Origin of the sequence: Dysgonomonas sp. BGC7, from assembly GCF_001261735.1 — a bacterium.
Classification (GTDB): domain Bacteria; phylum Bacteroidota; class Bacteroidia; order Bacteroidales; family Dysgonomonadaceae; genus Dysgonomonas.
This window is the reverse complement of sequence record NZ_CVRP01000010.1, coordinates 72787-94340: the sequence shown is the minus strand read 5'-3', so window position 1 is coordinate 94340 and position 21554 is coordinate 72787. Positions and strand designations below refer to the sequence as shown.

Annotated in this window: 19 protein-coding genes; 7 read left to right on the top strand and 12 right to left on the bottom strand. The window is 38.0% G+C overall.

Going from position 1 to position 21554, the window contains the following annotated elements; genetic code table 11:
- The first annotated feature begins 17 nt into the window (after positions 1-17).
- Genes BGC7_RS10300 through BGC7_RS10270 form a run of 7 tightly spaced genes read left to right on the top strand, consistent with a single transcriptional unit; the run spans position 18 to position 6826 of the window.
- Positions 18-1478 carry a methylaspartate mutase subunit E gene (locus BGC7_RS10300; protein ID WP_050701511.1) on the top strand — a complete coding sequence of 487 codons (1461 nt, stop codon included), beginning with the start codon at positions 18-20 and terminating at the stop codon, positions 1476-1478.
- A gap of 20 nt (positions 1479-1498) precedes the next feature.
- A complete protein-coding gene (locus tag BGC7_RS10295) occupies positions 1499-2743 on the top strand; it encodes a methylaspartate ammonia-lyase (RefSeq protein WP_050701510.1) in 1245 nt (414 codons plus the stop codon).
- A gap of 20 nt (positions 2744-2763) precedes the next feature.
- Complete coding sequence (locus tag BGC7_RS10290) at positions 2764-4134, top strand: acyclic terpene utilization AtuA family protein (RefSeq protein ID WP_050701509.1); 1371 nt, start codon at positions 2764-2766, stop codon at positions 4132-4134.
- Between the two features lie 11 nt (positions 4135-4145).
- The gene (locus tag BGC7_RS10285) at positions 4146-4463 is read left to right on the top strand and encodes a DUF4387 domain-containing protein (RefSeq protein WP_050701508.1); all 318 of its coding nucleotides are present in this window, start codon (positions 4146-4148) and stop codon (positions 4461-4463) included.
- A 6-nt stretch (positions 4464-4469) separates the two neighbouring features.
- Positions 4470-5411, top strand: coding sequence for a hypothetical protein (locus tag BGC7_RS10280; RefSeq protein ID WP_050701507.1), 942 nt, complete (start codon positions 4470-4472; stop codon positions 5409-5411).
- A gap of 3 nt (positions 5412-5414) precedes the next feature.
- The gene (locus BGC7_RS10275; protein WP_050701772.1) at positions 5415-6257 is read left to right on the top strand and encodes a fumarate hydratase; all 843 of its coding nucleotides are present in this window, start codon (positions 5415-5417) and stop codon (positions 6255-6257) included.
- Positions 6258-6268: 11 nt separating this feature from the next.
- Positions 6269-6826, top strand: a complete 558-nt coding sequence (locus tag BGC7_RS10270; protein WP_050701506.1) for a Fe-S-containing hydro-lyase — start codon at positions 6269-6271, stop codon at positions 6824-6826.
- A 194-nt stretch (positions 6827-7020) separates the two neighbouring features.
- Here BGC7_RS10270 and BGC7_RS10265 read toward each other — a convergent pair whose 3' ends face one another.
- From BGC7_RS10265 to BGC7_RS10210, 12 genes are all read right to left on the bottom strand, one after another.
- Positions 7021-8751 carry an ABC transporter ATP-binding protein gene (locus BGC7_RS10265; RefSeq protein WP_050701505.1) on the bottom strand — a complete coding sequence of 577 codons (1731 nt, stop codon included), beginning with the start codon at positions 8749-8751 and terminating at the stop codon, positions 7021-7023.
- Positions 8744-10513 carry an ABC transporter ATP-binding protein gene (locus BGC7_RS10260; RefSeq protein ID WP_050701504.1) on the bottom strand — a complete coding sequence of 590 codons (1770 nt, stop codon included), beginning with the start codon at positions 10511-10513 and terminating at the stop codon, positions 8744-8746. The genes BGC7_RS10265 and BGC7_RS10260 overlap by 8 nt, the downstream gene beginning before the upstream one ends.
- Positions 10514-10608: 95 nt before the next feature.
- A complete protein-coding gene (locus BGC7_RS18170; RefSeq protein WP_255351465.1) occupies positions 10609-11217 on the bottom strand; it encodes a TetR/AcrR family transcriptional regulator in 609 nt (202 codons plus the stop codon).
- A 101-nt stretch (positions 11218-11318) separates the two neighbouring features.
- A complete protein-coding gene (locus BGC7_RS10250; protein ID WP_050701503.1) occupies positions 11319-12017 on the bottom strand; it encodes a class I SAM-dependent methyltransferase in 699 nt (232 codons plus the stop codon).
- A complete protein-coding gene (locus BGC7_RS10245) occupies positions 12014-12385 on the bottom strand; it encodes an MmcQ/YjbR family DNA-binding protein (RefSeq protein WP_050701502.1) in 372 nt (123 codons plus the stop codon). The genes BGC7_RS10250 and BGC7_RS10245 overlap by 4 nt, the downstream gene beginning before the upstream one ends.
- 158 nt (positions 12386-12543) lie before the next feature.
- A complete protein-coding gene (locus BGC7_RS10240; RefSeq protein ID WP_050701501.1) occupies positions 12544-13017 on the bottom strand; it encodes an AraC family transcriptional regulator in 474 nt (157 codons plus the stop codon).
- Positions 13014-13955, bottom strand: coding sequence for a helix-turn-helix transcriptional regulator (locus tag BGC7_RS10235; RefSeq protein WP_050701500.1), 942 nt, complete (start codon positions 13953-13955; stop codon positions 13014-13016). Before BGC7_RS10235 ends, BGC7_RS10240 begins: the two co-directional genes overlap by 4 nt.
- Positions 13956-13965: 10 nt before the next feature.
- Entirely contained in the window at positions 13966-14370 is a 405-nt protein-coding gene (locus BGC7_RS10230) for a VOC family protein (protein ID WP_050701499.1), read from the bottom strand.
- 338 nt (positions 14371-14708) lie between these two features.
- Positions 14709-16097, bottom strand: coding sequence for a glycoside hydrolase family 125 protein (locus BGC7_RS10225; protein ID WP_242034384.1), 1389 nt, complete (start codon positions 16095-16097; stop codon positions 14709-14711).
- Between the two features lie 70 nt (positions 16098-16167).
- On the bottom strand, positions 16168-18492 hold the full coding sequence (locus BGC7_RS10220) for a GH92 family glycosyl hydrolase (RefSeq protein ID WP_050701497.1): 2325 nt from the start codon (positions 18490-18492) through the stop codon (positions 16168-16170).
- Positions 18493-18645: 153 nt separating this feature from the next.
- Positions 18646-19461 carry a DUF3823 domain-containing protein gene (locus BGC7_RS10215; protein ID WP_050701496.1) on the bottom strand — a complete coding sequence of 272 codons (816 nt, stop codon included), beginning with the start codon at positions 19459-19461 and terminating at the stop codon, positions 18646-18648.
- A gap of 13 nt (positions 19462-19474) precedes the next feature.
- Entirely contained in the window at positions 19475-21535 is a 2061-nt protein-coding gene (locus BGC7_RS10210; protein WP_050701495.1) for a RagB/SusD family nutrient uptake outer membrane protein, read from the bottom strand.
- Between the last annotated feature and the right edge of the window lie 19 nt (positions 21536-21554).

Here is a 21554-nt window from a genome sequence, read left to right as displayed (position 1 = left end):
GTGGAGGGGTTAAAAAAATGGAAATTAAAAACGTAAAACTTTCTAATGACAACTTCTTTGCCGAGCGCAAAGAAGTGCTTGAACAATGGCCTACAGGTAAAAATGTAGATTTTGACGAGGCAGTGAAATATCAAAATTCCATCCCGATAGGAAAACGATTCGGAGATAAGATGGAAAAAGCGAAGAAAGAAGGAATCACACTGATTCAGCCTCGTGCCGGAGTAGCCCTCTACACCGAACACATCAAACTTTTACAATATCTGGAAACAGAGGGAGAAGCAGACCTGCTGCCAAGCACTATAGATAGCTATACCCGCCTCAACAGATATAAAGAAGCTGAAATAGGTATAGAAAAGAGTAAAGAAAGTGGACGTTCTATGCTCAATGGATTTCCTGCCGTAAACTATGGAGTAGATATATGTAGAACTGTTACCTCTTCGCTTAAGAGTCCAGTACAAGTACGTCACGGAACCCCTGACGCCAGACTTTTGACAGAAATATCCATTGCGGGAGGGTTTACGTCATACGAAGGCGGTGGTATATCTTACAACATCCCTTACTCTAAAAACCATTCACTGGAAAAAACAATAGCCCATTGGCAATATTCCGATCGACTAATAGGGCTGTATGAAGAAGCAGGTATTTCTATCAACAGAGAACCTTTCGGCCCTCTCACCGGCACATTGGTACCTCCATGTATATCTAACTCTGTAGCTGTAATAGAAGCTCTATTGGCTGCAACACAAGGAGTCAAGGACATCACTGTAGGTTATGGGCAATGTGGCAACCTCATACAGGATGTTGCTGCCATAAGATCTCTTAATAATTTGACAAGAATATACCTTGATCGTTTTGGATTCCATGACGTTAAGGTTACAACAGTATTTCATCAATGGATGGGAGGCTTTCCGCAAGACGAATCCAAATCTTTTGCTGTTATCTCATGGGGTGCTGCGGCTGCCGTATTGGCCAGAGCAACAAAGGTTATAGTAAAAACTCCTCACGAAGCAATGGGTGTGCCTACTAAAGAGGCTAATGCGGCAGGGCTGAAAGCTACAAGACAATTAACTTCAATGCTCAAAGATCAAAGCTTTGTAGACATACCGGCCGTAATATCAGAAAGCCGGATTATCGAACAGGAAATGAAATGTATCTTAGATAAAGTAGAAGAATTCGGAAAAGGAGACTATGCAAAAGGAACTATTGCTGCATTCGAAGCAGGTGTAATAGATGTACCTTTTGCTCCGAGTAAATTCAATGCGGGTAAAGTAATGCCTGCACGAGACAATTCCGGAGCAATACGCTTCCTCGATCCGGGTAATATTCCTTTAACAGACGACCTTCGCATATTTCACCGACAAAAACTAGAAGAAAGAGCAGCCTACGAAAAACGAGCTATTAGCTTTCAGATGGTTATAGATGACGTATATGCGATAGGAAAAGGATTTCTTGTAGGAAGACCCAGTGACCATAAATAACAAACTTAAAACATATAACTATGAAAATTGTAGATGTAGTATGCGCTCAGGGAAAAACAGGTTTTTACTTTGACGATCAAAAAGCAATCAAAGCAGGAGCTAAAAATGATGGTTCTTTCTATAAAGGAACACCTGTTACAGAAGGTTTTACTTCAGTAAGACAAGCCGGCGAATCTATTTCTGTATTGTTTATTCTAGAAAACGGAGCTATAGCTCATGGCGACTGCGCTGCTGTACAATATTCGGGAGCAGCAGGGAGAGATCCTTTATTTTTGGCAAAAGACTTCATTCCTATTATCGAGAAAGAAATTGCTCCACTATATAAAGGAAAAGAAATAACATCATTTCGCCAGTTGGCTGATATTATAGATAAACATATCAATCCATCGACCGGAAAAGTATACCATACAGCTATCCGCTACGGAGTAACACAAGCCTGTCTTGATGCTGTAGCCAAAAGCAAATCGAAACTAATGGCTCAAGTGATAGCCGAAGAGTATGGCACTCAGATAGCTGACTCAATCACTCCTATATTTTCTCAATCGGGAGATGACAGGTACAACAATGCCGACAAAATGATAATGAAGGGTGCCGATGTTCTGCCACATGCACTTTTCAATCATGTAGAAGAAAAAGTAGGGTTGGAAGGCGAAAAAATCAAAGCTTATCTCGAATGGCTTAGAAAACGGATTCTCAAGTTTAAACCTTACGAGTCATACAACCCTGTTTTACATATAGATGTATATGGAACACTAGGAATCGTATTCGACAATAATTTTGAGAAAATAGCAGATTATATAATCTCTCTGGAAAAGATAGCCTCTCCTTTCAGGCTCAGAGTAGAAGGCCCTGTAGATATGGGAGAAAAGGAAGCGCAGATAGAAGCATTGAGTTCTATTCGTCGTTTACTTGACTCTAAAGGATCAAAAGTAGAGATAGTAGCAGACGAATGGTGCAATACACTGGAAGATATCAGAGACTTTGCAATGCGCAAAGCCGGTCATATGGCTCAGATAAAAACACCCGATCTGGGAGGTATCAACAATTCTATAGAAGCTGTTATCTATTGTAAAGAAAACAATATGGGTGCTTACTTGGGAGGAACCTGCAACGAAACTAACCGCTCTACCGAAATATGTGCCCATATAGCAATGGCTACTAATCCTATACAAATATTAGCTAAACCGGGAATGGGAGTAGATGAAGGTTATATGCTTGTGTATAACGAAATGCAACGCATATTAGCCCTTAAAAATAAATTGTAATAATCATAAAGCAATACCTAATGGAAGAAATAAGAATCCTTTCACCGACAGCAATACTTGGATATGGGTTTCCGATGGAATCCTTCTCCGAAGGTATGAAACGTAAACCTCATGTTATTGCTGTAGATGCCGGATCAACCGATCCGGGACCTTATTATCTGGGTGCAGAAAAGTCTTTTACCGACTACAACTCAGTAAAAAGAGACCTCGAAATAATGATACCCGCCGCTATAGAAGCCAACATACCTGTCATTATAGGCACAGGTGGAGGATGTGGTGGTCGACCTCACGTAGAATTTTGTATAAAAATAATAGAAGAGATAGCTCAGGAGAAAAAGCTGACCTTCAAGTTTGCTGTCATACAATCGGAGCTTGACAAAGAGCTTATAAAGAAGAAACTGGCAGAAGGAAATGTAGAGCCTCTGCATCCGGCAAAGCCTATTATCGAAAAAGATGTGGATGAAGCAGTACGTATAGTTGCACAGATGGGCGAAGAACCATACATCAAAGCATTAGAAAATGGAGCTAATGTTATCCTTGCCGGCCGATCATACGACCCATCTGTTTTTGCAGCATTGGCCATAAAAGAAGGATTCGACAAAGGACTGGCAATACATCTGGGCAAAATATTAGAATGTGCCTCCATTGCGGCGCTTCCCGGTAGCGGTAGCGACTGTATGTTCGGCTATTTACAAAAAGACAACTTTGTGCTGGAGCCGTTGTCGCCTCTGCGCAAATGTACTACCCTCTCTGTGGCAGCACACACATTGTACGAAAAAACAAATCCCTATATACTTCCGGGTCCCGGAGGAGCTATCGACTTACACAACTGTGAATTTACTCAGATAAGTGACAATAAAGTGAAAGTAACAGGAAGCAAGTTTGTTCCAACCAAGGAGTATTTTGTAAAACTTGAGGGTGTGAAAAAAGTTGGTTACAGAACTATTTCTGTTGCAGCAGTAAAAGACTCTGTGATGATAGAAAAAATAGACGAGATTGTACAAAGTGTAAAAGATAGGGTTGTAAACAATTTTGAAAGCTATGGTATCAAAGATTTCTTTCTCGACTTTAAAATATACGGAAAGAACGGAGTTATGGGATTATTTCCCGGCATAGATAACCGTGTGGCCCATGAACTAGCTATCGTAATAGAGGCTGTTGCTGCAACACAAGATCAGGCCGATACTATCTGTGGATTTGCCCGCAGCACAATGCTTCATTTTGGATACGAAGGACGTATTTCTACTGCCGGAAACTTGGCATTTCCATTTTCACCATCCGACTGTAAGGTAGGAGAAGTTTACGAATTCAATATATATCACTTGATGAAAGTAGAAGATCCTGTAAAGTATTTTCCCATTTCATATAAGCAGTTTGTAGACGGTAATTAAAAGAAGAAGTTATGGAATATAAATTAATAGATGTAGCATCGGTTATACGAAGTAAAAATTCAGGGCCTTACGAACTTACTTTTGACGTAATATTCAAGGACTTTGAAATGTATAACAAAGTGAAAGTAGCCAATGCAATTAACGAGCAGTCATTTGCCAAGTTATACAACATACCGTTGTCAAACATTATCAATCTGGTATATTTTGATCCGGCAAAAGCTGTAAAAATAACAATAGTACGTCCTATTCCGTCAGGAGCTTTGGGCGAAACAGATGTATATGGTGCTCAGCAGCATTCGCCACTAATGAACTATAAATTTCATTTATAAATTATTATGCGTAATCTCATACAGGAATATTCTGTCTTTTCTCAATACTTTGCTCCTCGAGGGAGGGAACGCTTACTTTTCTTGGGGGAGCAAATATCGCAACGTCATCTGCACTACAACGATCGCCTTATAGGTATTGTAGGAGATGCCGGTTCTGGAAAATCATCTCTTATCAAAGGGATGTTTCCGGGACTGGAATTGTCGAACGATGATGACACTTTGAATCCCCGAAAGATAATGCAGGTAAGAGATTTGGCAGAGGATATATATGATTCAACTACATATCACATAGATATGCGCTTTCAAGTAGCATTTACTCAGATGCACGAAATTGTAGATTTTGTAAAAAAAATACTGGAAAGAAAACGTAGAATTATTATCGAACACTTCGACCTGCTATTTCCTGCTTTGGGTATCAATGCCGATATTATTGTAGGTATCGGAGAAGAAATCATTGTCACTCGTCCCAGTATTTTCGGCCCTTTGCCTAAGAGTATTTATGATATAGTGCACGATTCTCTTTGGTATCGTAAAGTAGCACATACAATCGAGGACATAACAATACTTATACTGAATACAGAATTTGGTATAAGTAGTAACCTGTTCTATAGTTCTGATATGAGAAACGGGTTTGTACTGAAATTTATAAAGGAAGTAGATCTTGACTTTGCCAAATTATCGGAAAGGGTAAAACAAAAACTTTCAGAAAATCTCGATGTCAGTTATTACGATGAAGATCATATTATGATAGGAGATGTAATTGTTAAATGTGATGGGCCTCGCTTCCATATAAGGAATACGTCAGAAGTGGAGCATTTTTCTTTTATCAGAAGGTTTATAGAAGATCCCAAAACAAATACATATTGTCTTGTTGGCTGCCTGAGTGATGATGACAATATTGACATACGAAATCTAAATACGATTCATTTCTTAAAAAGACAAAGCTAAATGATAAGAACGATACAGGCCGATGATATAACCAATCTTGTAGAGAAACTGTGTATAGAAGCGAATTGCAACCTGACTGAAGATATTTTTATCTGTTTGAATAATTGTAGATCGAAAGAAAAATCCAGTTTAGGCAAAGAAATCTTAGGGACATTGATTGAAAATGCAGAAATTGCAAAGAGTGAGACCAGCCCTATCTGCCAAGATACGGGTATGGCTGTTGTATTTGTTACTATAGGACAAGATGTGCACATTGAAGGACAACTTCTTGAAAAGGCTGTAAACGAAGGTGTAAGAAGAGGTTACGAGAAAGGTTATTTGCGTAAATCCGTTGTAAAAGATCCCTTAGACAGAGTGAATACGAAAGACAATACGCCGGCGGTTATTCATTACGACATAGTAGAAGGCAATACTTTTAATATAGTGGTAGCTCCAAAGGGATTTGGTAGTGAAAATATGAGTCAGCTTAGGATGTTGAAGCCAAGTCAGGGTATAGAGGGAGTGAAAGACTTTGTTTTAAATACAATATCGGAAGCCGGAGCAAATCCTTGTCCACCAATTATAGTTGGCATTGGTATTGGCGGAACAATGGAAAAAAGTGCATATCTGAGCAAAAAAGCCTTACTCAGACCTGTCAGCGAACACAATGAGAATTCAATGCTTGCCCAACTGGAAGCTGAACTTCTGGAGTCGATCAATTCGTTAGGAATAGGCCCAGCAGGATTTGGAGGAACAACAACCGCCCTCAGTGTAAACATCCTCACCTATCCTACTCATATAGCAGGACTTCCTGTATCCGTAAATATTGGTTGTCATGCAACGAGACACGCAGAAGGTAATTTATAAGCAATTTGGTTATGGAAAATAAAAGAATAGAGATTACAACACCTTTTACTGACGATATAATAAAAAGCCTGAAATCCGGTGATATGGTCTATATATCGGGAATTGTATATACTGCCCGCGATGCAGCACATAAAAAGATGTGCGAACTACTCGATCGGGGAGAAACAATGCCTTTCGACTTTAATGGTGCAGCTATATATTACGCAGGCCCATGTCCTCCAAAACCGGGTAAACCTATTGGATCGGTAGGCCCTACTACCAGCGGCAGAATGGATTTATATACACCAAAACTTATAGAACAGGGGCTAAAAGTAATGATTGGCAAAGGGCTGAGAAGCAAAGAGGTTGTAGACAGTATTGTAAAACATAATGGTATTTATTTTGCCGCAATAGGTGGAGCCGCCGCTCTGATGGGTAAATGTGTAGAAAAAGCTGAAATCATTGCATACGAAGAACTTGGAACGGAAGCCGTGAGAAGACTAATCGTTAATAAACTACCTGTTATTGTTGCTATAGATTCTTTTGGTAATAATATGTACGAGGACGGCCGTAAAGAATATGCCAAATAAGCTCAGGATATTTATATGTTTATTTATAGCAAGCATTTAAGATAACTAATCTTGCTCACTGTACAGTTTTATAATATAATCTTCTTATTTACAAAAGAAAAGCTCCAAAAGTATCAGTTTCATTTTACTTTTAGAACTTTTCTCATATTTTACGCTATAGCATATCCTATCATAGTAGGGGTATAGAAAATTAATTATGTCGCCATTTGTTTTTCTACCATTTGAGAGAAAATACCATTTTTATTTTTCAGATCATCAGGTGTACCCATTTCAGCAATACTTCCATTATCCAATACAATGATTTTATCAGCATTAGCAATTGTTCGCATACGATGAGCGATGATTAAAACAGTTTTATTCCGTACGAGCTCCGAAATAGCAGTTTGTATTTTCGTTTCGTTCTCTACATCAAGTGAGGCTGTAGCTTCATCCAGCAAAACAATAGGAGCATCCTTCAACAAAGCTCGGGCAATGGATACCCGCTGACGCTCTCCACCCGAAAGCGTCTCACCATTTTCGCCTATTACGGTTTGATAGCCCTGTGGCATTTTACGAACAAATTCGTCGCATTGGGCAAGCTGTGCTGCACACATCACTTCTTCATCGCTGGCATCTCGCCTGCCTATCCGGATATTATCCATAACAGAAGCATTGAAAAGAACTACATCCTGAAAGACTACTGAATAATTTTTCAGTAAAGTTTCAGGTTCAACGAGACTAATATCCTGTTTACCCAGTAATATCTTCCCCGATTGAATATCCCAAAAACGAGCAGCAAGTTTGGCTGCCGTACTTTTTCCACTACCCGATGGACCGACCAATGCAGTAATTTCACCCTGTCGGGCAGTGAAAGAAATATCTTTCAATATCTGTTTACCCGATTCATAAGAAAAAGTAACATCATTAAACTCAATATTATAATCGGAAGGGTTAAAGTCTGTGTTCCCTTGCTGAATTGGTAATGCTTCCATTTCATTCATTCGGTTGATACGGATGTCAAGATAGAACAAAGCAGCCAGATTATTAAAAACTTCCGATACAGGAGCATATATCCTCGAACCTATTACCATAAAAATAAGATATGTAAATAGGTCTACATCGCCTGTTGCCAATAATTTAGCTCCAACAATAATTACACTAGCCAATCCGAGTTTCAGCAAACTTTGCGCTCCGTTTACAAGAACTCCTGTCATCAATTCACCGGTAGTCTGACTCTTCTCGTATTTTTTTATTTTTTCATCCAATTTTCCCAGATAATCTGCTTCCTGATTGTAAGATTTTATTTCCTGAACAGCTTCTAAGCCCTCTTGTATGTGTTCGCTTACATTTCGTTTATCCAGATAATTATCTCCGAAATCTTTACGTATCTTCTTTTTGGCTATTAACAAAATTGCAAATGCTAAGGGTACAACCCAAAATAGAGCCAGAGACAATTGCCAATTGTAGAAAAACATTCCGATAGCAATAAGTATAATACTGATTATCGACGCAAAAAGTTGTGGCACAGCATGTGAGAATGTATGCTCCAAATCGGTACAATCGTCCATAATAGTAGATGTAAGATCCGATAGATTCTTTTCGCCAAAGAAAGCTAAGGGAAGTTTTCTCAATTTTTCGGCCAACGATATGCGGCGGTTTGCACTTTCTTCGTACACACTGGTAAAAGTGCTTTGATATTGCCAAAGAGCTATAACATACATGACCAGCATAAAAATAAGAGCAAGAACAATGTAATAAGCTATTCCATGTATTACACTTCCCGAAGGGTTAAGTATCGGACGAAGGTAATCTTCGAGAAAAACGAAAGTAAATACAGCAGGTAACATCAATGCTATATCTAAAAGAGTTGTGAAAAATACTCCTTTACAAAAATCTTTAGCTCCTTTAACCGACAGAGCAAAACGTTGTCTTATCATATCAAGCATTGTGTGCCTCCTTTCCTATTGTCCAGCAAACCGATTGCTGGTATTCGTTCCACATATGTAAATAAATTCCTTGTCTGTTGAGCAGTTCGGTATGTGATCCTTGTTCTGCGATTTGTCCTTTGTCTATTACCAAAATATTATCCGCATCTGCAATACTGGTTAGGCGATGGGCGATTATCAAGACTGTTTTTCCTCTTGTCAGCTCTTTCAAAGCTCTATGTATCAAATGTTCATTTTCGGGGTCTGCAAATGCTGTAGCCTCGTCCAATACTACAATCGGTGCATTCTTCAAGATAGCACGAGCCAAAACGATACGCTGCTGTTCTCCTCCCGACAGATAAGTTCCCTCTACCCCAATTTTGGTTTGTAAGCCTAAAGGTTGTTTGTCTATTATCTCGCGGCATTGAGCCATATCCACAGCCAGATTTACCTCATCTATTGTTGCATTTGGATTACCATATTTTATATTCTCCAATAATGTTGTTTTAAAAAGTTTCGTATTCTGAAACACAAAAGAAATTTTATCCATCAAGTCATCCGAATCAATATCTTTTACATCAAGGCCTCCGATGGACACTTGTCCTTCACCTGCATCCCAGAAACGGGGTATAAGACGGGCAATCGTTGTTTTTCCGCTTCCCGAAGCTCCAACTAAAGCGACTGTTTTCCCTTCCGGAATACTAAAACTTATCTCATCAATAGCCTTTTGGACAGCATCGGGATAAGTGAATGAGACTTTATTAAATACTATATTATATTTTTCTATTTTTCGGGGATTCGCAGAAACAGAGAGATTGGCAAAGGATGTCAGGTTATCAAGCCGCTCCATTACTTCACTTGCTTGTCCGAAAGCCTGTTCCAGATACATACTTTTCATAATACTCTGAGAGAAGACAGGAGTTACCAGAACAAACAAAAAGAAATTAAGTAAAACAGAAGTATAATTCCCTGAATAACCGATCAATAAAATACATACAGGAGCCAGAAAGAAAACGAATCCATTGATGATTACTGTATATAACGACATCGGTTGCTTCCACATGATAGTATAGCCATACACCATATGATTGTAACTCATAATTGCCTTATGAAAGTTCTTAAATGAATAGATTGTCTGCTGAAAAACTTTGACCACAGGAATTCCTCTTACATATTCCACGGCTTCGGTATTCATTTCTTCGAGCGAAGTCATATAGTTTTTCATAAATTGCTGGGATTTACCTCCCATCATAGATGTCATAAGTATAAAAGAAATTATAATGGGTATCATACATGCTATTCCAAGCTGCCAGTCGAAAATAAATATGAGGATAATAGATACAGCAGGAATTATTATTGTAGCAGCAAGATCGGGTAGCTGATGAGCCAGAAAGCTATGGGTAATACTTGCATTGTCATCTATTATTTTCCGAATACGACCGCTGGTATTAGTATCGAAAAATCCGAGAGGCATCTTTATAACTTTTTGCATAGCTTCGCTTCGTATGTTAGACTCCACTCTGAATGCTGCAAGATGTGACGACATCAAAGCAGCATAGTATAGGATAACACCTCCGGCTGCCGATCCGGCAGCCCACCAAGCATAGGTTGTTACATCTTCGCCCGGAATACCTCCCGTTTCCAAAAGACTTTTGACTATGAGCCAAATAGAAATAAAGGGTAACATACCCGCCAATGCACTAAGTGCGGAAAGCAACATGGATACAGGAAGAAGTATCTTTCGGCTACCCATGTAGTGTTGTAGTTTTTTTAATGTATTCATACGATCATATTATATATTTACTAATTAAGTTTAACCAATAGCGAACAATGTCCTGTTTTGTTCAAAAAAGAAGGGAGGCTATCGTTAGCCTCCCTTTATATTCCTGTTAATTCGCGCCATCCGGCAATCTGAAACCGGAAGTATTCTCTGAAAAACTCCCTTATCTTATGCTTATCCATATCATGTGTTACAATTTCACCAACAATACTCACCATAAACGCGCATAGCGTATGAGTGAAAAAAGATGAAACATCATGCACTTGCGGATAATGTTTCTTCACTATTGTTTTATGATTATTTGAAACATCGGTAAGATATTCAGTCAGAATTTCCCGAAAGTTTTCCATCGTAGAACCCTGCGACTGAAAGAGCAATAATCGAATTTCTTCTTTATACTTTATAAGTAGTTGTATATATACATCTACTGTCTCTTCCTGATAAGCGAGAGTAGACATAAAATTAAAGTCTATATACTTTTCGGTATGCTTCTCTTTTACAAAAGAGGATAAATCGTCTCGGGCAGGTGATACAATTTCAAGAAATATTTCATCTTTATTTGTAAAGTAGTTATAAATATTACTCAATCCTACATTTGCTTCCTTTGCAATAGTACGCATGGAAGCATCTTTAAAGCCTTTCTGTATAAATTCCTTTCGGGCGGCTCCTAGTATAGATCTATATTTATCATCTCTTAATACTCTCACTTCAATAGAGAACAATGTTTATTATTCGAATACAAAATAACATTGTAAAAAGAGATTATACAATCACTATTTCTAGGTATTTTAACCTATTCCGATACTATTTAGTGTTGATCTTTTGTTGCTGTAACGATAATAAAAGGACGCGTAACTTTTTGTCCATCTTTGCTAATAGCATCTTCGGTCAATGTGATGTATTGTATATTTATGAAGCCCGAATTATAAAGAAACGCTTCTACTTCATCAATCTCGTAAAAAGTAAAGCCAGTTTGTGTAAAAGGCAATTTCGTTCCAAAAGACTTGGCAATAAAGCTTATACCAACTACCCCACCCTTACTTAAAATACGAAATATTTCATCAAAATATGCTTGAGGGTTGTTCCAGAAGTAAATAGTATTGACCGAAAAACAATAATCGAAAAATGAGTCTCGTAGAGATAAGGATTGAGATTCAATAGTATGCCTAAAAGTAGCTTTACCCAATTTCACTAAAGAACTATTGTTTCTATTAGCTTCTTCGACCATAGCTTCTGAAATGTCAATACCTTCATATATCAGAGTGTCTTCCTTTTCGAACAAATAAGATAAGTGCATTCCACTGCCAAACCCTATTTCAAAAACTTTTGCATAGGGGCGAATATTCAAGACATTTATTGTTTCGAATATCATATTACTGTTCGACTGATACATATTTTCTCCTACCAGACGAGCTTCTGCTCCGGCAGGGCATCGAAGTTGTGCTGACAAATCTTCACTATTGGGCTTCTCTCTCATATATTCTTTGTCTAATTTATGTATGCTCATGTATTTTGTATACCTAAGTATTCTGCCCTTTTCTTTTTCGAAAGTTTTTGAATAACCTCATCAACTGAATGATTAACCAATTCCTTAATTAACTCATTCGGCACATCACTTTCTAAAGTAATCCAATTCCACAAAAGGGTTTTAAAATCGTCAGGATTCACTCCGTTGTATTTCTCTCGTAATTCAACCGACTTATTAGGATCACATTTAAGATATACTTTAAATATACCGTCTTCCGGTTCTAATGGAATATATACAAATATTTTCCCCATTACTTTAAATACTAATATATTGCGAACCTGTAAAGAAATAGACTCTACAGAACCTTTTATAGACAGGCAATGTTCCCTAAGTTCTTCAACATTCATAAGTCTCTTTATTTATCTCTATTTACGTTTCGGTAGAATATTAACAAAGATATGTTCTTCAACTGAATTAATAGTGATTAGATTAGTAGATATAATTAGGGCTATACTTTTTTTACAGAGTATAGCCCTATTAATTTTATTTATCAGATATCTAAGTCTTATTTTATAGGAATACACAAGTCTACAACCCAAGGTGCATCGGGATCCTGAGTATCGCCTGCACAACTCACATACAGTTCATAATGGTCACATGTATCGCATTCGTAGCCTTTTTCGTTAATGACAGTATAAACTTGTGTCCAAGCCTCATGATATTCAGCCATCATTACTTCTACCTGCATCACAAAATATTTACCTCCGCTTATGGTGTAATGCTTCATTCCTGCTCCGGGTTTAATACCGGATAGGTCTTCAAGGCAAGCTTCCGACCTTAATTCTTCGACAGGAGTATACCTCGGATCGTTATGATAAACTCCTGCCATTTTAGGAGAAGCTGCCCAAAGGTTATTTTCCCCTGCCCATACAGCCAATTTCTCAAATACATCACCAATACCTGAGTAATCACCAATATGTGAGATTGCAATTGTTTTTATCGGTTCAAGGCTCTTTATTTCTGTACTATTTATTTTCATAAGTCTAATTTTTGAATGATTTGTTTAATAATATTTTTTACTTCAGTAGGTTTAACCACTGTTGTTGTATCGGCATTTGCCAATACCCATCTAGCCAGACTTTCGAGTGAATAGGCCATATATGTCTGTTCTACTCTTCTATCTGCAAGCTCTTTCTCATGTGTCAGTCCCATAAAATAACATCGGTCAGCATAATGTCTGGCAACTTCTTTACTTGTATGCAAAATAACTTCTGTCAAACATTGTGGATCGTCACATCCGAGTAGGGACTCTAAAGGCGGATGTACCTTTGTATGCTCATCACCTATTGTCTTTATATTTCTGATACGATCGAGTCTGAACATTCGATATTCCTCCCGCAAGTGGCACCAGGCCGACAGATACCAGCGAGGATGTGAATAAGTTATACCTACAGCTTCCAATGCCCGCTTACTTGTATTGTCATCAGCATTAGTATAGTCGATTTCTACAATCTGTTTATCGTTTATGCTACTTAGAATTACTTGCATCAGGTTGGGTAGGCTTTCACCTGCATTCCGGCTTTTATATACTGCAATGGTGTTATCCATATCGTGAAGGTATTTCTTATCCACAGCACGCAATGCAGCACGTATCTTATCCATTCCCTGACGAAAGTAGTTACTATTTTGGGTATCAGTAAGCTGCTCGATGATTTTTTCGGCGGTAAGGAAAGCGATTGCTTCTTCCTTTGTGAACATAAGTGAAGGCAACCTGTAACCTTCGACCAAAGAATAACCGACTCCCGAATTACCGCATATGGGTACTCCTGCTTCCGACAAGGTGCGTATATCCCTATAGATAGTACGTTGGCTCACACTGAAGCGTTCTGCCATCTCAGAAGATTTTACAATCGGACGAGATTGGAGTTGCACCAAAAGTGCCGATATGCGGTCGAGTCGGTTTAAGTCTTTGTTCACTTTGTCAATGTTATTCTATAATCAATGCCCAAAGTACGCCAAATTTATCGACAATCTCAGCATATAGTTTGGCATAAGGTGGCTGGCTAAGTTCACATTTGACTTCTCCCCCGACAGAGAGCTTTCCATAAATATATCTCAGTTGTTGTTCGGTGTCGCAGAATACTGTAATTGTATGCCCTAAAGAACCGAAGTCTGTTCTTGTTCCGGGTATTGCATCTGCCATACTGATGCCACAGCCGTTAAAGTCAAAATCACTGTGGATTATCTTGTCTTTGTATTCAGCCGGGCTTTCCATTTCCTTGTATTCTCCATAGCGACAAATTTCTCTGATAATTCCATTAAATACTCCGGCATAAAAAGTTAGTGCTTCTTCTGCATTGCCATTAAATGACAGGTAAGGTTTAATTTTCATAATTGTAATGTTTTTTAAATTTAACTACAATGCAAATATATTACCCCTGTTTGACAACAGTATGTCAGCATGTTTTTATTGTTGTATAAAAAGATCAGTATTGTATATAAAATCTATGATAAATTAGAATTATTAAAATGTAAAGCAATCCGTTTGCATTAAATATAAAGAAGAATTATTCATTTTGGAACAAAACACATCTTCGAAAGACATAAAAAAAACAAGGACACACTAGATGTATGTCCTTATTTTTATTATCAGTCGAATTAAATCCTCTAAATTATTAGAAAATATTCTATTATTAAATTTTGATGTTATATCGTATTTCTTCTTCGAAATTATTTTATACTATTGAGCAAATTAATTTTACCTTCGTTTACCAATTTGATTATTAATTCGCCAAATAAAGTATTTTGCCAGGCAAACCAAGGACGAGTAAAATTGTAATGATCATTGACATTGAATGACTCGTGCATAAATCCTGTATCAGCATCAGTTTTCATCAAAGTTTCTATACACCATTTTATTTCTTCATCTGATTGGCTGGTGAATGCTTTCATCATAATACTCATAGGCCAGGCCATATCGTATCCTATATGGGGGCCACCAATGCCTTCTCCGTCTTTTCCTTTAAAGAAATATGGGTTGTCTTCGCTCCACACAAAACGACGCGTATTCTGATAGATGGGATCATTGACGTCGATGTCGCCGAGATAAGGCATAGCAAGAAGGCTCGGTACATTGGCATCATCCATTAATAAATAATTGCCAAACCCATCTACTTCAAATGCGTAAATTTCACCATATTTAGGATGATTATATACAGCATACTTTTTTAATGCTAATTCTACTTCATTTGCTAAATCAGAGCATTCGTTAGCCAATCCTCTATTATCATTTACAGTTGTCAGTATTTCGGCTGCTTTTTTTAGTGATGACACAGCAAAAAAATTAGATGGTACAAGAAACTGTAAAGTAGTGGCATCATCGGAAGGACGGAAGGACGAGACTATCAATCCAACAGGCTTTACGGGAGCTCCTTTACCATCATTGTTTAAAGTATCCAAGGCTCTTTCTGTTTTACGCTGAAATGTATAAGGTCCCACACCGGTTTTACGTTGTTGCTCTTTTAATGTATTCAATATATTCTTAATCGCAGCTAACCATTCTTCTTGAAAGATACTTGCATCTCCTGTCTTCTTCCAATATGCATAGGCCAAACGAATAGGATAACACTGAGAGTCTATTTCCCACTTACGCTCGTGTACCCCCGGTTTCATATCAGTTATATCACTGGCCCAATGTCCGACTTCATTTGTATCGGTATAAAATGCATTTGCATACGGATCGAGATTTATAGAATTGAACTGTCGCAGGATTGTACCGACAAGCATTTCCTTTAGAGCCGCATCATCATTGGCCAATTGTATATAGGGATATACCTGAGCTCCCGAATCGCGTAACCACATGGCATGAATATCTCCTGTATACACGCTAGTATCAGGTTTTCCATCTTTTTTCTCGAAACGAACTGTTGTATCGAGTGTATTGGGATAGCAGTTTTCGAACATCCATGCTAACTTTGGATTTTTTAATAGAGCTTTTATTCTTACTATTTCCTTTTCTATAGCAGTCGATTTGAACAAACGGTCTTTGAGTGCAGGGCGTTGGCTTATATATTTGTTACTAATTACTACAGTATTGTCTTGCGGGCATTTTAGATCCATCGCATTGATAGAATTTGTAGCGATAAAGAGAGATGCAAACAAAGGAGCGAATAATAATCTTTTTTTCATATTATTTTTTGTTTATTTTTTTCCACAATTTAGTATTCGTCTCTTTCAGTTCTTTAGAGAAAGAATAAGGAGCATCTGATTCGGCGATACCTCTTTCCTTATTCGGTTCTGATGACATTACAAATTTAACAATAACTCCGTCAGTTAATTGTTTATAAGTTAAAAAGTTTTTCGTGTGGTCTTTGCCATTTACTGACATAGATTGTACATATCTGTTTTTAATGCTATTATTTTCTGATTCGATAACTACTTGTTTTCCATTTTCAAGATTAAGTGTAACTTTTTTAAATAATGGAGAACCAAGTATATATTGATCTGTACCCGGTGCTACGGGATACATACCCATTGCTGAAAATACATACCAGGCGGATGTCTGTCCATTGTCTTCATCGCCGCAATAGCCATCAGGTGCAGCATTGTAAAGCTTATCCATTACCTCGCGTACCCAATATTGAGCTTTCCACGGTTGAGCCGAATAATTATACAAATATATCATATGCTGTATAGGCTGATTGCCATGAGCATAGTTGCCCATATTCATAATCTGCATCTCTCGTATTTCGTGTATTACAGAACCATAATAACTCTCATCGAACAAAGGCGGAACACTAAATACAGAGTCCATCATTTGATTAAAACCTTTATTCCCTCCCATCAAATCAATCAATCCCTGAGGATCATGAAAAACAGACCATGTATAGTGCCAACTATTACCCTCGGTAAAAGCATCTCCCCATTTCAAGGGGTTGAATGGGGACTGGAAAGTACCATCCTCATTTTTGCCACGCATAAGTTTATGCTCGGAATCGTAAAGGTTTTTATAGTTCATTGCACGCTTTGCATATATCTCTATTTCTTTATCGGGTTTTCCTAGTCTTTTCCCAAATTGATAAATACACCAGTCATCATATGCATATTCCAAAGTACGCGCTGCATTTTCATTAATATTTACATTGTAAGGTACATAACCTAACTTGTTGTAATACTCGAATCCTAAGCGACCTGTGGACGAAACTTCGGGATGAACCGCATTTGCTCCGTGTACGACTGCTTTCCACAAAGTTTCAGCATCGTACCCTTTCAATCCTTTCAGATAAGCATCGGCTACGACCGAAGCTGAATTATTACCAACCATGCAAGGTCTATGACCCGGACTTGCCCATTCGGGAAGGAACCCGCTTTCGTTATATGTATTTACCAGACCTTCTTGTATCTTTTCGTTTATGGAAGGATACATCAGATTGAGAAAAGGAAAAAGACTGCGGAATGTATCCCAAAAGCCTGTATCGGTAAACATGTATCCGGGCAATACTTTTCCATTAAATGGACTATAATGTACAACTTCTCCTTTTGCATTATATTCATAGAAACTACGAGGAAAAAGTACTGAACGATAAAGGCAGGAGTAGAATGTTCTCAAGTTGTCGATGTTATCATCTTCAACCACAATCTTCCCCAATACCTCATTCCATTCTCTCCTGCCTTGTTCTTTCACCTCTTCAAAAGTATTGTTGCCCAGTTCTTTCAAATTAAGTTCTGCTTGTTCGAAACTGATAAAAGATGAAGCTACCCTGACATGAACAACTTCTCCTCTTTTTGTAGAAAATCCGATAATAGCTCCGGCATGATTATGCTCTAGTTCCAATAGATTTTCTTTTATATTATTATCTCCAACAGCTGCTTTATATGTAAAAGGCTTATCCATTACAATAACAAAATAGTTTTTGAAATTGTCGGGAACACCTCCGGTATTCTTTGTTGTATAACCTATGATTTTATTCTCTTCGGGAATAATTTTTACGTATGAATTGTTATCGAAAGCATCTATGACCACATACGATTTTTCCTTCTCAGGAAAAGTAAAGCGAAACATTGCCGCTCGTGACGTTGGTACTATTTCGGCAGTTACATCATGGTCTGCCAAATAGACTGAATAGTAATATGGTTTTGCAACCTCTGCTTTGTGTGAAAACCAGCTGGCACGTTCTTCGTCTTTAAATGTCAGCTTACCGGTTATAGGCATTATCGAAAATTGCCCGTAGTCATTCATCCATGGACTTGGCTGGTGGGTTTGTTTAAACCCCCTTATTTTATCCGCATTGTACATATAAGTCCATCCGTCTCCCATTCCATTGGTTTGAGGTGTCCAGAAGTTCATACCCCATGGGCGTGCTATAGCTGGATATGTATTACCTGTGGATAGTTCGCGCTTCGACATACTGCCGACAAGTGTACTCACATAATCAACCGGATCTTTGTCTATGGCTTTTATTTTATTTCCTACAACAAGGGTTATCCCCATCAATAAAATCAAAAGTCGTTTCATCTCTTATTATATTTAAAATTGTTTATCTCTTAATGTAATATATATTCTTTATTTGAATAAGTTTACTTACAATATGTCTATTAACAGAGTATAAGGCTTAGTCGTAATACTTTATAGATATACACCAAGCCTTACACCCTTATATATTGAATATTATGGAACTAAAGCCTCTTTTGCTTCATTATAATTCCATCTTCTGGTTCCACTTCCTACAGGAGTTGCATAATTTATACGTGCTGCTGCTCGTACAAAGACTGTTCTTCCTGCCGGAATAGTTCCACTCGACTGAAGAGTAATAATTTTACCAAACTGAGTATCGAATTCATCACCGCTATATTCTATTTGAGTCGACCATCGTTCGTCACGTGACCTATACCCTACAGATGAAGAGTAGCTTACAAAGAATTGAATATCCGTAAGATTCAAGAAGCTCTCACTATATCCACCCATAGGTTCTATTTTCTCACGGAATGTGTTTTTATCTACACCTCTTTTAACACGTATATGTGCGGTAACTTTACCATCTGATATCGTGGGTTCATCAACCCATTCTATTTTTAAGAAAGGCTGAACCTCAAATTTCACATTCGTAACTCCGGCAATATCGATAGTCTTGCTTTCATCTGCCAATACTGTTCCGTCTTCTGCTTTGCGAGTCAATGGAATAAATGGCCCGGTTAGTTCGATATGATAATTACCTTTAAATAATTTGGTATTTTGAAATGTTCCATCCGCCATACAATAAAAGTCATCATTGTGTTCAACATTCGTACCCCAGCTTAATTCAGTCAAGCGTACCCGAATGCCTTCACTGCCCTGATCGGTAAGTACTCTCTCTCCGGTAGCCACATCAACCACTTCTCCTTTTATTGTTTCTTCCGGTGCTTCATAATTATCTTTTTCGAGAAGATCGCATGAGCAGAGCAAAAGTGGTATACATATAAAAGTATAAAAAACTATTTTTTTCATATTGTATTTCTTTTTATCTATTTGGTTGTTGATCTATTACAGAACTCTTAGCAACCTCATTACTTGGTATTTCAAAATAATAATCGAGAGGACTATAAGAATACTTCTTTGCACTAACCCATTGGTAATGTGCATCAAAGAAGTATTTTCCTGTTGCAGTAGAAAAGAATGGGTATAGTCCGCGAAAACGGAAATCGGCATTGTTGCTATACATGTTTTTATCTCTTTTTTCGCCCCAGAAACCATCGCGTCCATCGTAATGTAATACACGCCAGCGTCTTAGATCCCATTTTGTTTTATGTTCAAAAGCTAGTTCTTTACGACGTTCTTTACGCACTATATCGCGTCCATCTTCTGTAGCAGGGATTGTAGCTGTAAGTGCAGTTGCCCCTGCACGTTCACGAATTTCGTTTACAGCATCAGTTGCTATCTGCTGTAGATCAGATCCGTCCGGAGATACTACTCCTGCCAGTTTTAGTTCGATGGCAGCTTCCGCTGCATTTAGTAAAACTTCTGCATAGCGCATAAGAATAAATGGCTGAGTCGATTTTCCATTTCCTATTTCTGCCGATGGATTTGGATTTAACCACTTACGTCCATAAAATCCGGTTACAGTAGCTTCTCCATTATCATAGAAAGGTCCATTAGCCCCGGCAGCAGTCATCTGATTACCATTGTAGTTTACAAGCTCCTGATCAGCACCTTCTCTTGAGCTTAAATACAATGTTTTAGGTGCTTGAGTATATGCTTTCAACTGTTGGTAGCGTTCTTCTGCATTGGCATAAGAGTAATTTTCAAATAATGGTTTTATTGGGGTATTACCTGTATAAACTCCACCACGAACTTCTATTTCTTTCCCTTTGAACATATCTCCCGGGAAAATAACATAAGCACGTAACCTTGGTTCTGCATTTTTAAAGAAATCCATAGGAGTATCATATAGTAAGTAGTTTCCTTCGGTATTGGAAGCGCCTGAAGTTACTTTAATTGTTCCATTTGGGTAACGATCGAAACCATCAAATAATTCTACAAAATCGAGAGTAGGACATGTTCCTGCCGATAATGGATTTCTGAATATAAAAGGAGAACTATATGCATCATAAGCATGAGCCAATGTAGGATACAGATATTCCTTTACATAGATATTTTCTTCACTACTCAGATCACTAAACATATCGACCATATTTTGATACTGGGCATCTTTATCAGTAGCATTCCATTTCTTCTTATAAAGAGAGTAACCTCCCTCAGTCATTACCTGACGTGCGGCCTTATATGCTTCTGTAAAATATTTCTTATAAGCTTCCTGCCATTTATCATTGTCGAAACCAATTACCCGTACTCCTGTCTTTTTTCCTAAACCTGTTAATCTGCCTGATACCGATTCATTATATTTTGCAACAGATCCAGCATATAGCATTGCTTGCGATTTGAAAGCAAGAGCTACATATTTGTTAGAATATCCCGACTTAAGGCTTTGAGGTTGCATCAACTCTATCGCTTTATCAAAATCATTTAAGATTTGATTCCACGTGTCTTCTTCACTTGCACGTGGAACTTCCAATGTTGATGCTTCTGCAGGATACGGAATTACTTTTGTAACCAAAGGAATGCCACCGAATCGGCGAGCCATTGCATAGAACACTGTTGCACGCACATAGTAAGCTTCACCTAAATAATGGTTGTAAACAGCTTCGGTATGGTTACTCTTATAATTAGGAAGTGTTTCTATCAAGTGGTTGGCATCACGAAGTGTTTCAAAAGCTCTGCTCCAGTAAGTTGTTCTTTCACTGGTAAATGATTTAGAAATACCATCGCGATTTACAGCCTCACCGGTTCCTTCTATTCCGGTAGCAGCCAGCCAACCATTATACTCATATCCCCATTCGGCCATATACTTGAAATCCTCGAAAGGCATATAACTATATAGCCGTGCCATATAAACATCCATTCCCGATTCGTTAGTCAGTAAATCATCATCACTGACTACATTTTTAGGGGTAATGTCTAAATCGACACACGAAGAAAGATAGACACTCCCCAATATGGATAATATAATAAATAACTTTTTCATATGTTTTTATTTGCTATTT

Bases quoted from the DNA above. Each gene is read 5' to 3' on its own strand.
- BGC7_RS10250 (WP_050701503.1), bottom strand. From the start codon at position 12,017: ATGAGCATACATAAATTAGACAAAGAATATATGAGAGAGAAGCCCAAT.
- BGC7_RS10285 (WP_050701508.1), top strand. From the start codon at position 4,146: ATGGAATATAAATTAATAGATGTAGCATCGGTTATACGAAGTAAAAAT.
- BGC7_RS10210 (WP_050701495.1), bottom strand. From the start codon at position 21,535: ATGAAAAAGTTATTTATTATATTATCCATATTGGGGAGTGTCTATCTT.
- BGC7_RS10280 (WP_050701507.1), top strand. From the start codon at position 4,470: ATGCGTAATCTCATACAGGAATATTCTGTCTTTTCTCAATACTTTGCT.
- BGC7_RS10300 (WP_050701511.1), top strand. From the start codon at position 18: ATGGAAATTAAAAACGTAAAACTTTCTAATGACAACTTCTTTGCCGAG.
- BGC7_RS10295 (WP_050701510.1), top strand. From the start codon at position 1,499: ATGAAAATTGTAGATGTAGTATGCGCTCAGGGAAAAACAGGTTTTTAC.
- BGC7_RS10230 (WP_050701499.1), bottom strand. From the start codon at position 14,370: ATGAAAATTAAACCTTACCTGTCATTTAATGGCAATGCAGAAGAAGCA.
- BGC7_RS10245 (WP_050701502.1), bottom strand. From the start codon at position 12,385: ATGAATGTTGAAGAACTTAGGGAACATTGCCTGTCTATAAAAGGTTCT.
- BGC7_RS10225 (WP_242034384.1), bottom strand. From the start codon at position 16,097: ATGGATCTAAAATGCCCGCAAGACAATACTGTAGTAATTAGTAACAAA.
- BGC7_RS10270 (WP_050701506.1), top strand. From the start codon at position 6,269: ATGGAAAATAAAAGAATAGAGATTACAACACCTTTTACTGACGATATA.
- BGC7_RS10290 (WP_050701509.1), top strand. From the start codon at position 2,764: ATGGAAGAAATAAGAATCCTTTCACCGACAGCAATACTTGGATATGGG.
- BGC7_RS10220 (WP_050701497.1), bottom strand. From the start codon at position 18,492: ATGAAACGACTTTTGATTTTATTGATGGGGATAACCCTTGTTGTAGGA.
- BGC7_RS10240 (WP_050701501.1), bottom strand. From the start codon at position 13,017: ATGAAAATAAATAGTACAGAAATAAAGAGCCTTGAACCGATAAAAACA.
- BGC7_RS10215 (WP_050701496.1), bottom strand. From the start codon at position 19,461: ATGAAAAAAATAGTTTTTTATACTTTTATATGTATACCACTTTTGCTC.
- BGC7_RS10260 (WP_050701504.1), bottom strand. From the start codon at position 10,513: ATGAATACATTAAAAAAACTACAACACTACATGGGTAGCCGAAAGATA.
- BGC7_RS10265 (WP_050701505.1), bottom strand. From the start codon at position 8,751: ATGCTTGATATGATAAGACAACGTTTTGCTCTGTCGGTTAAAGGAGCT.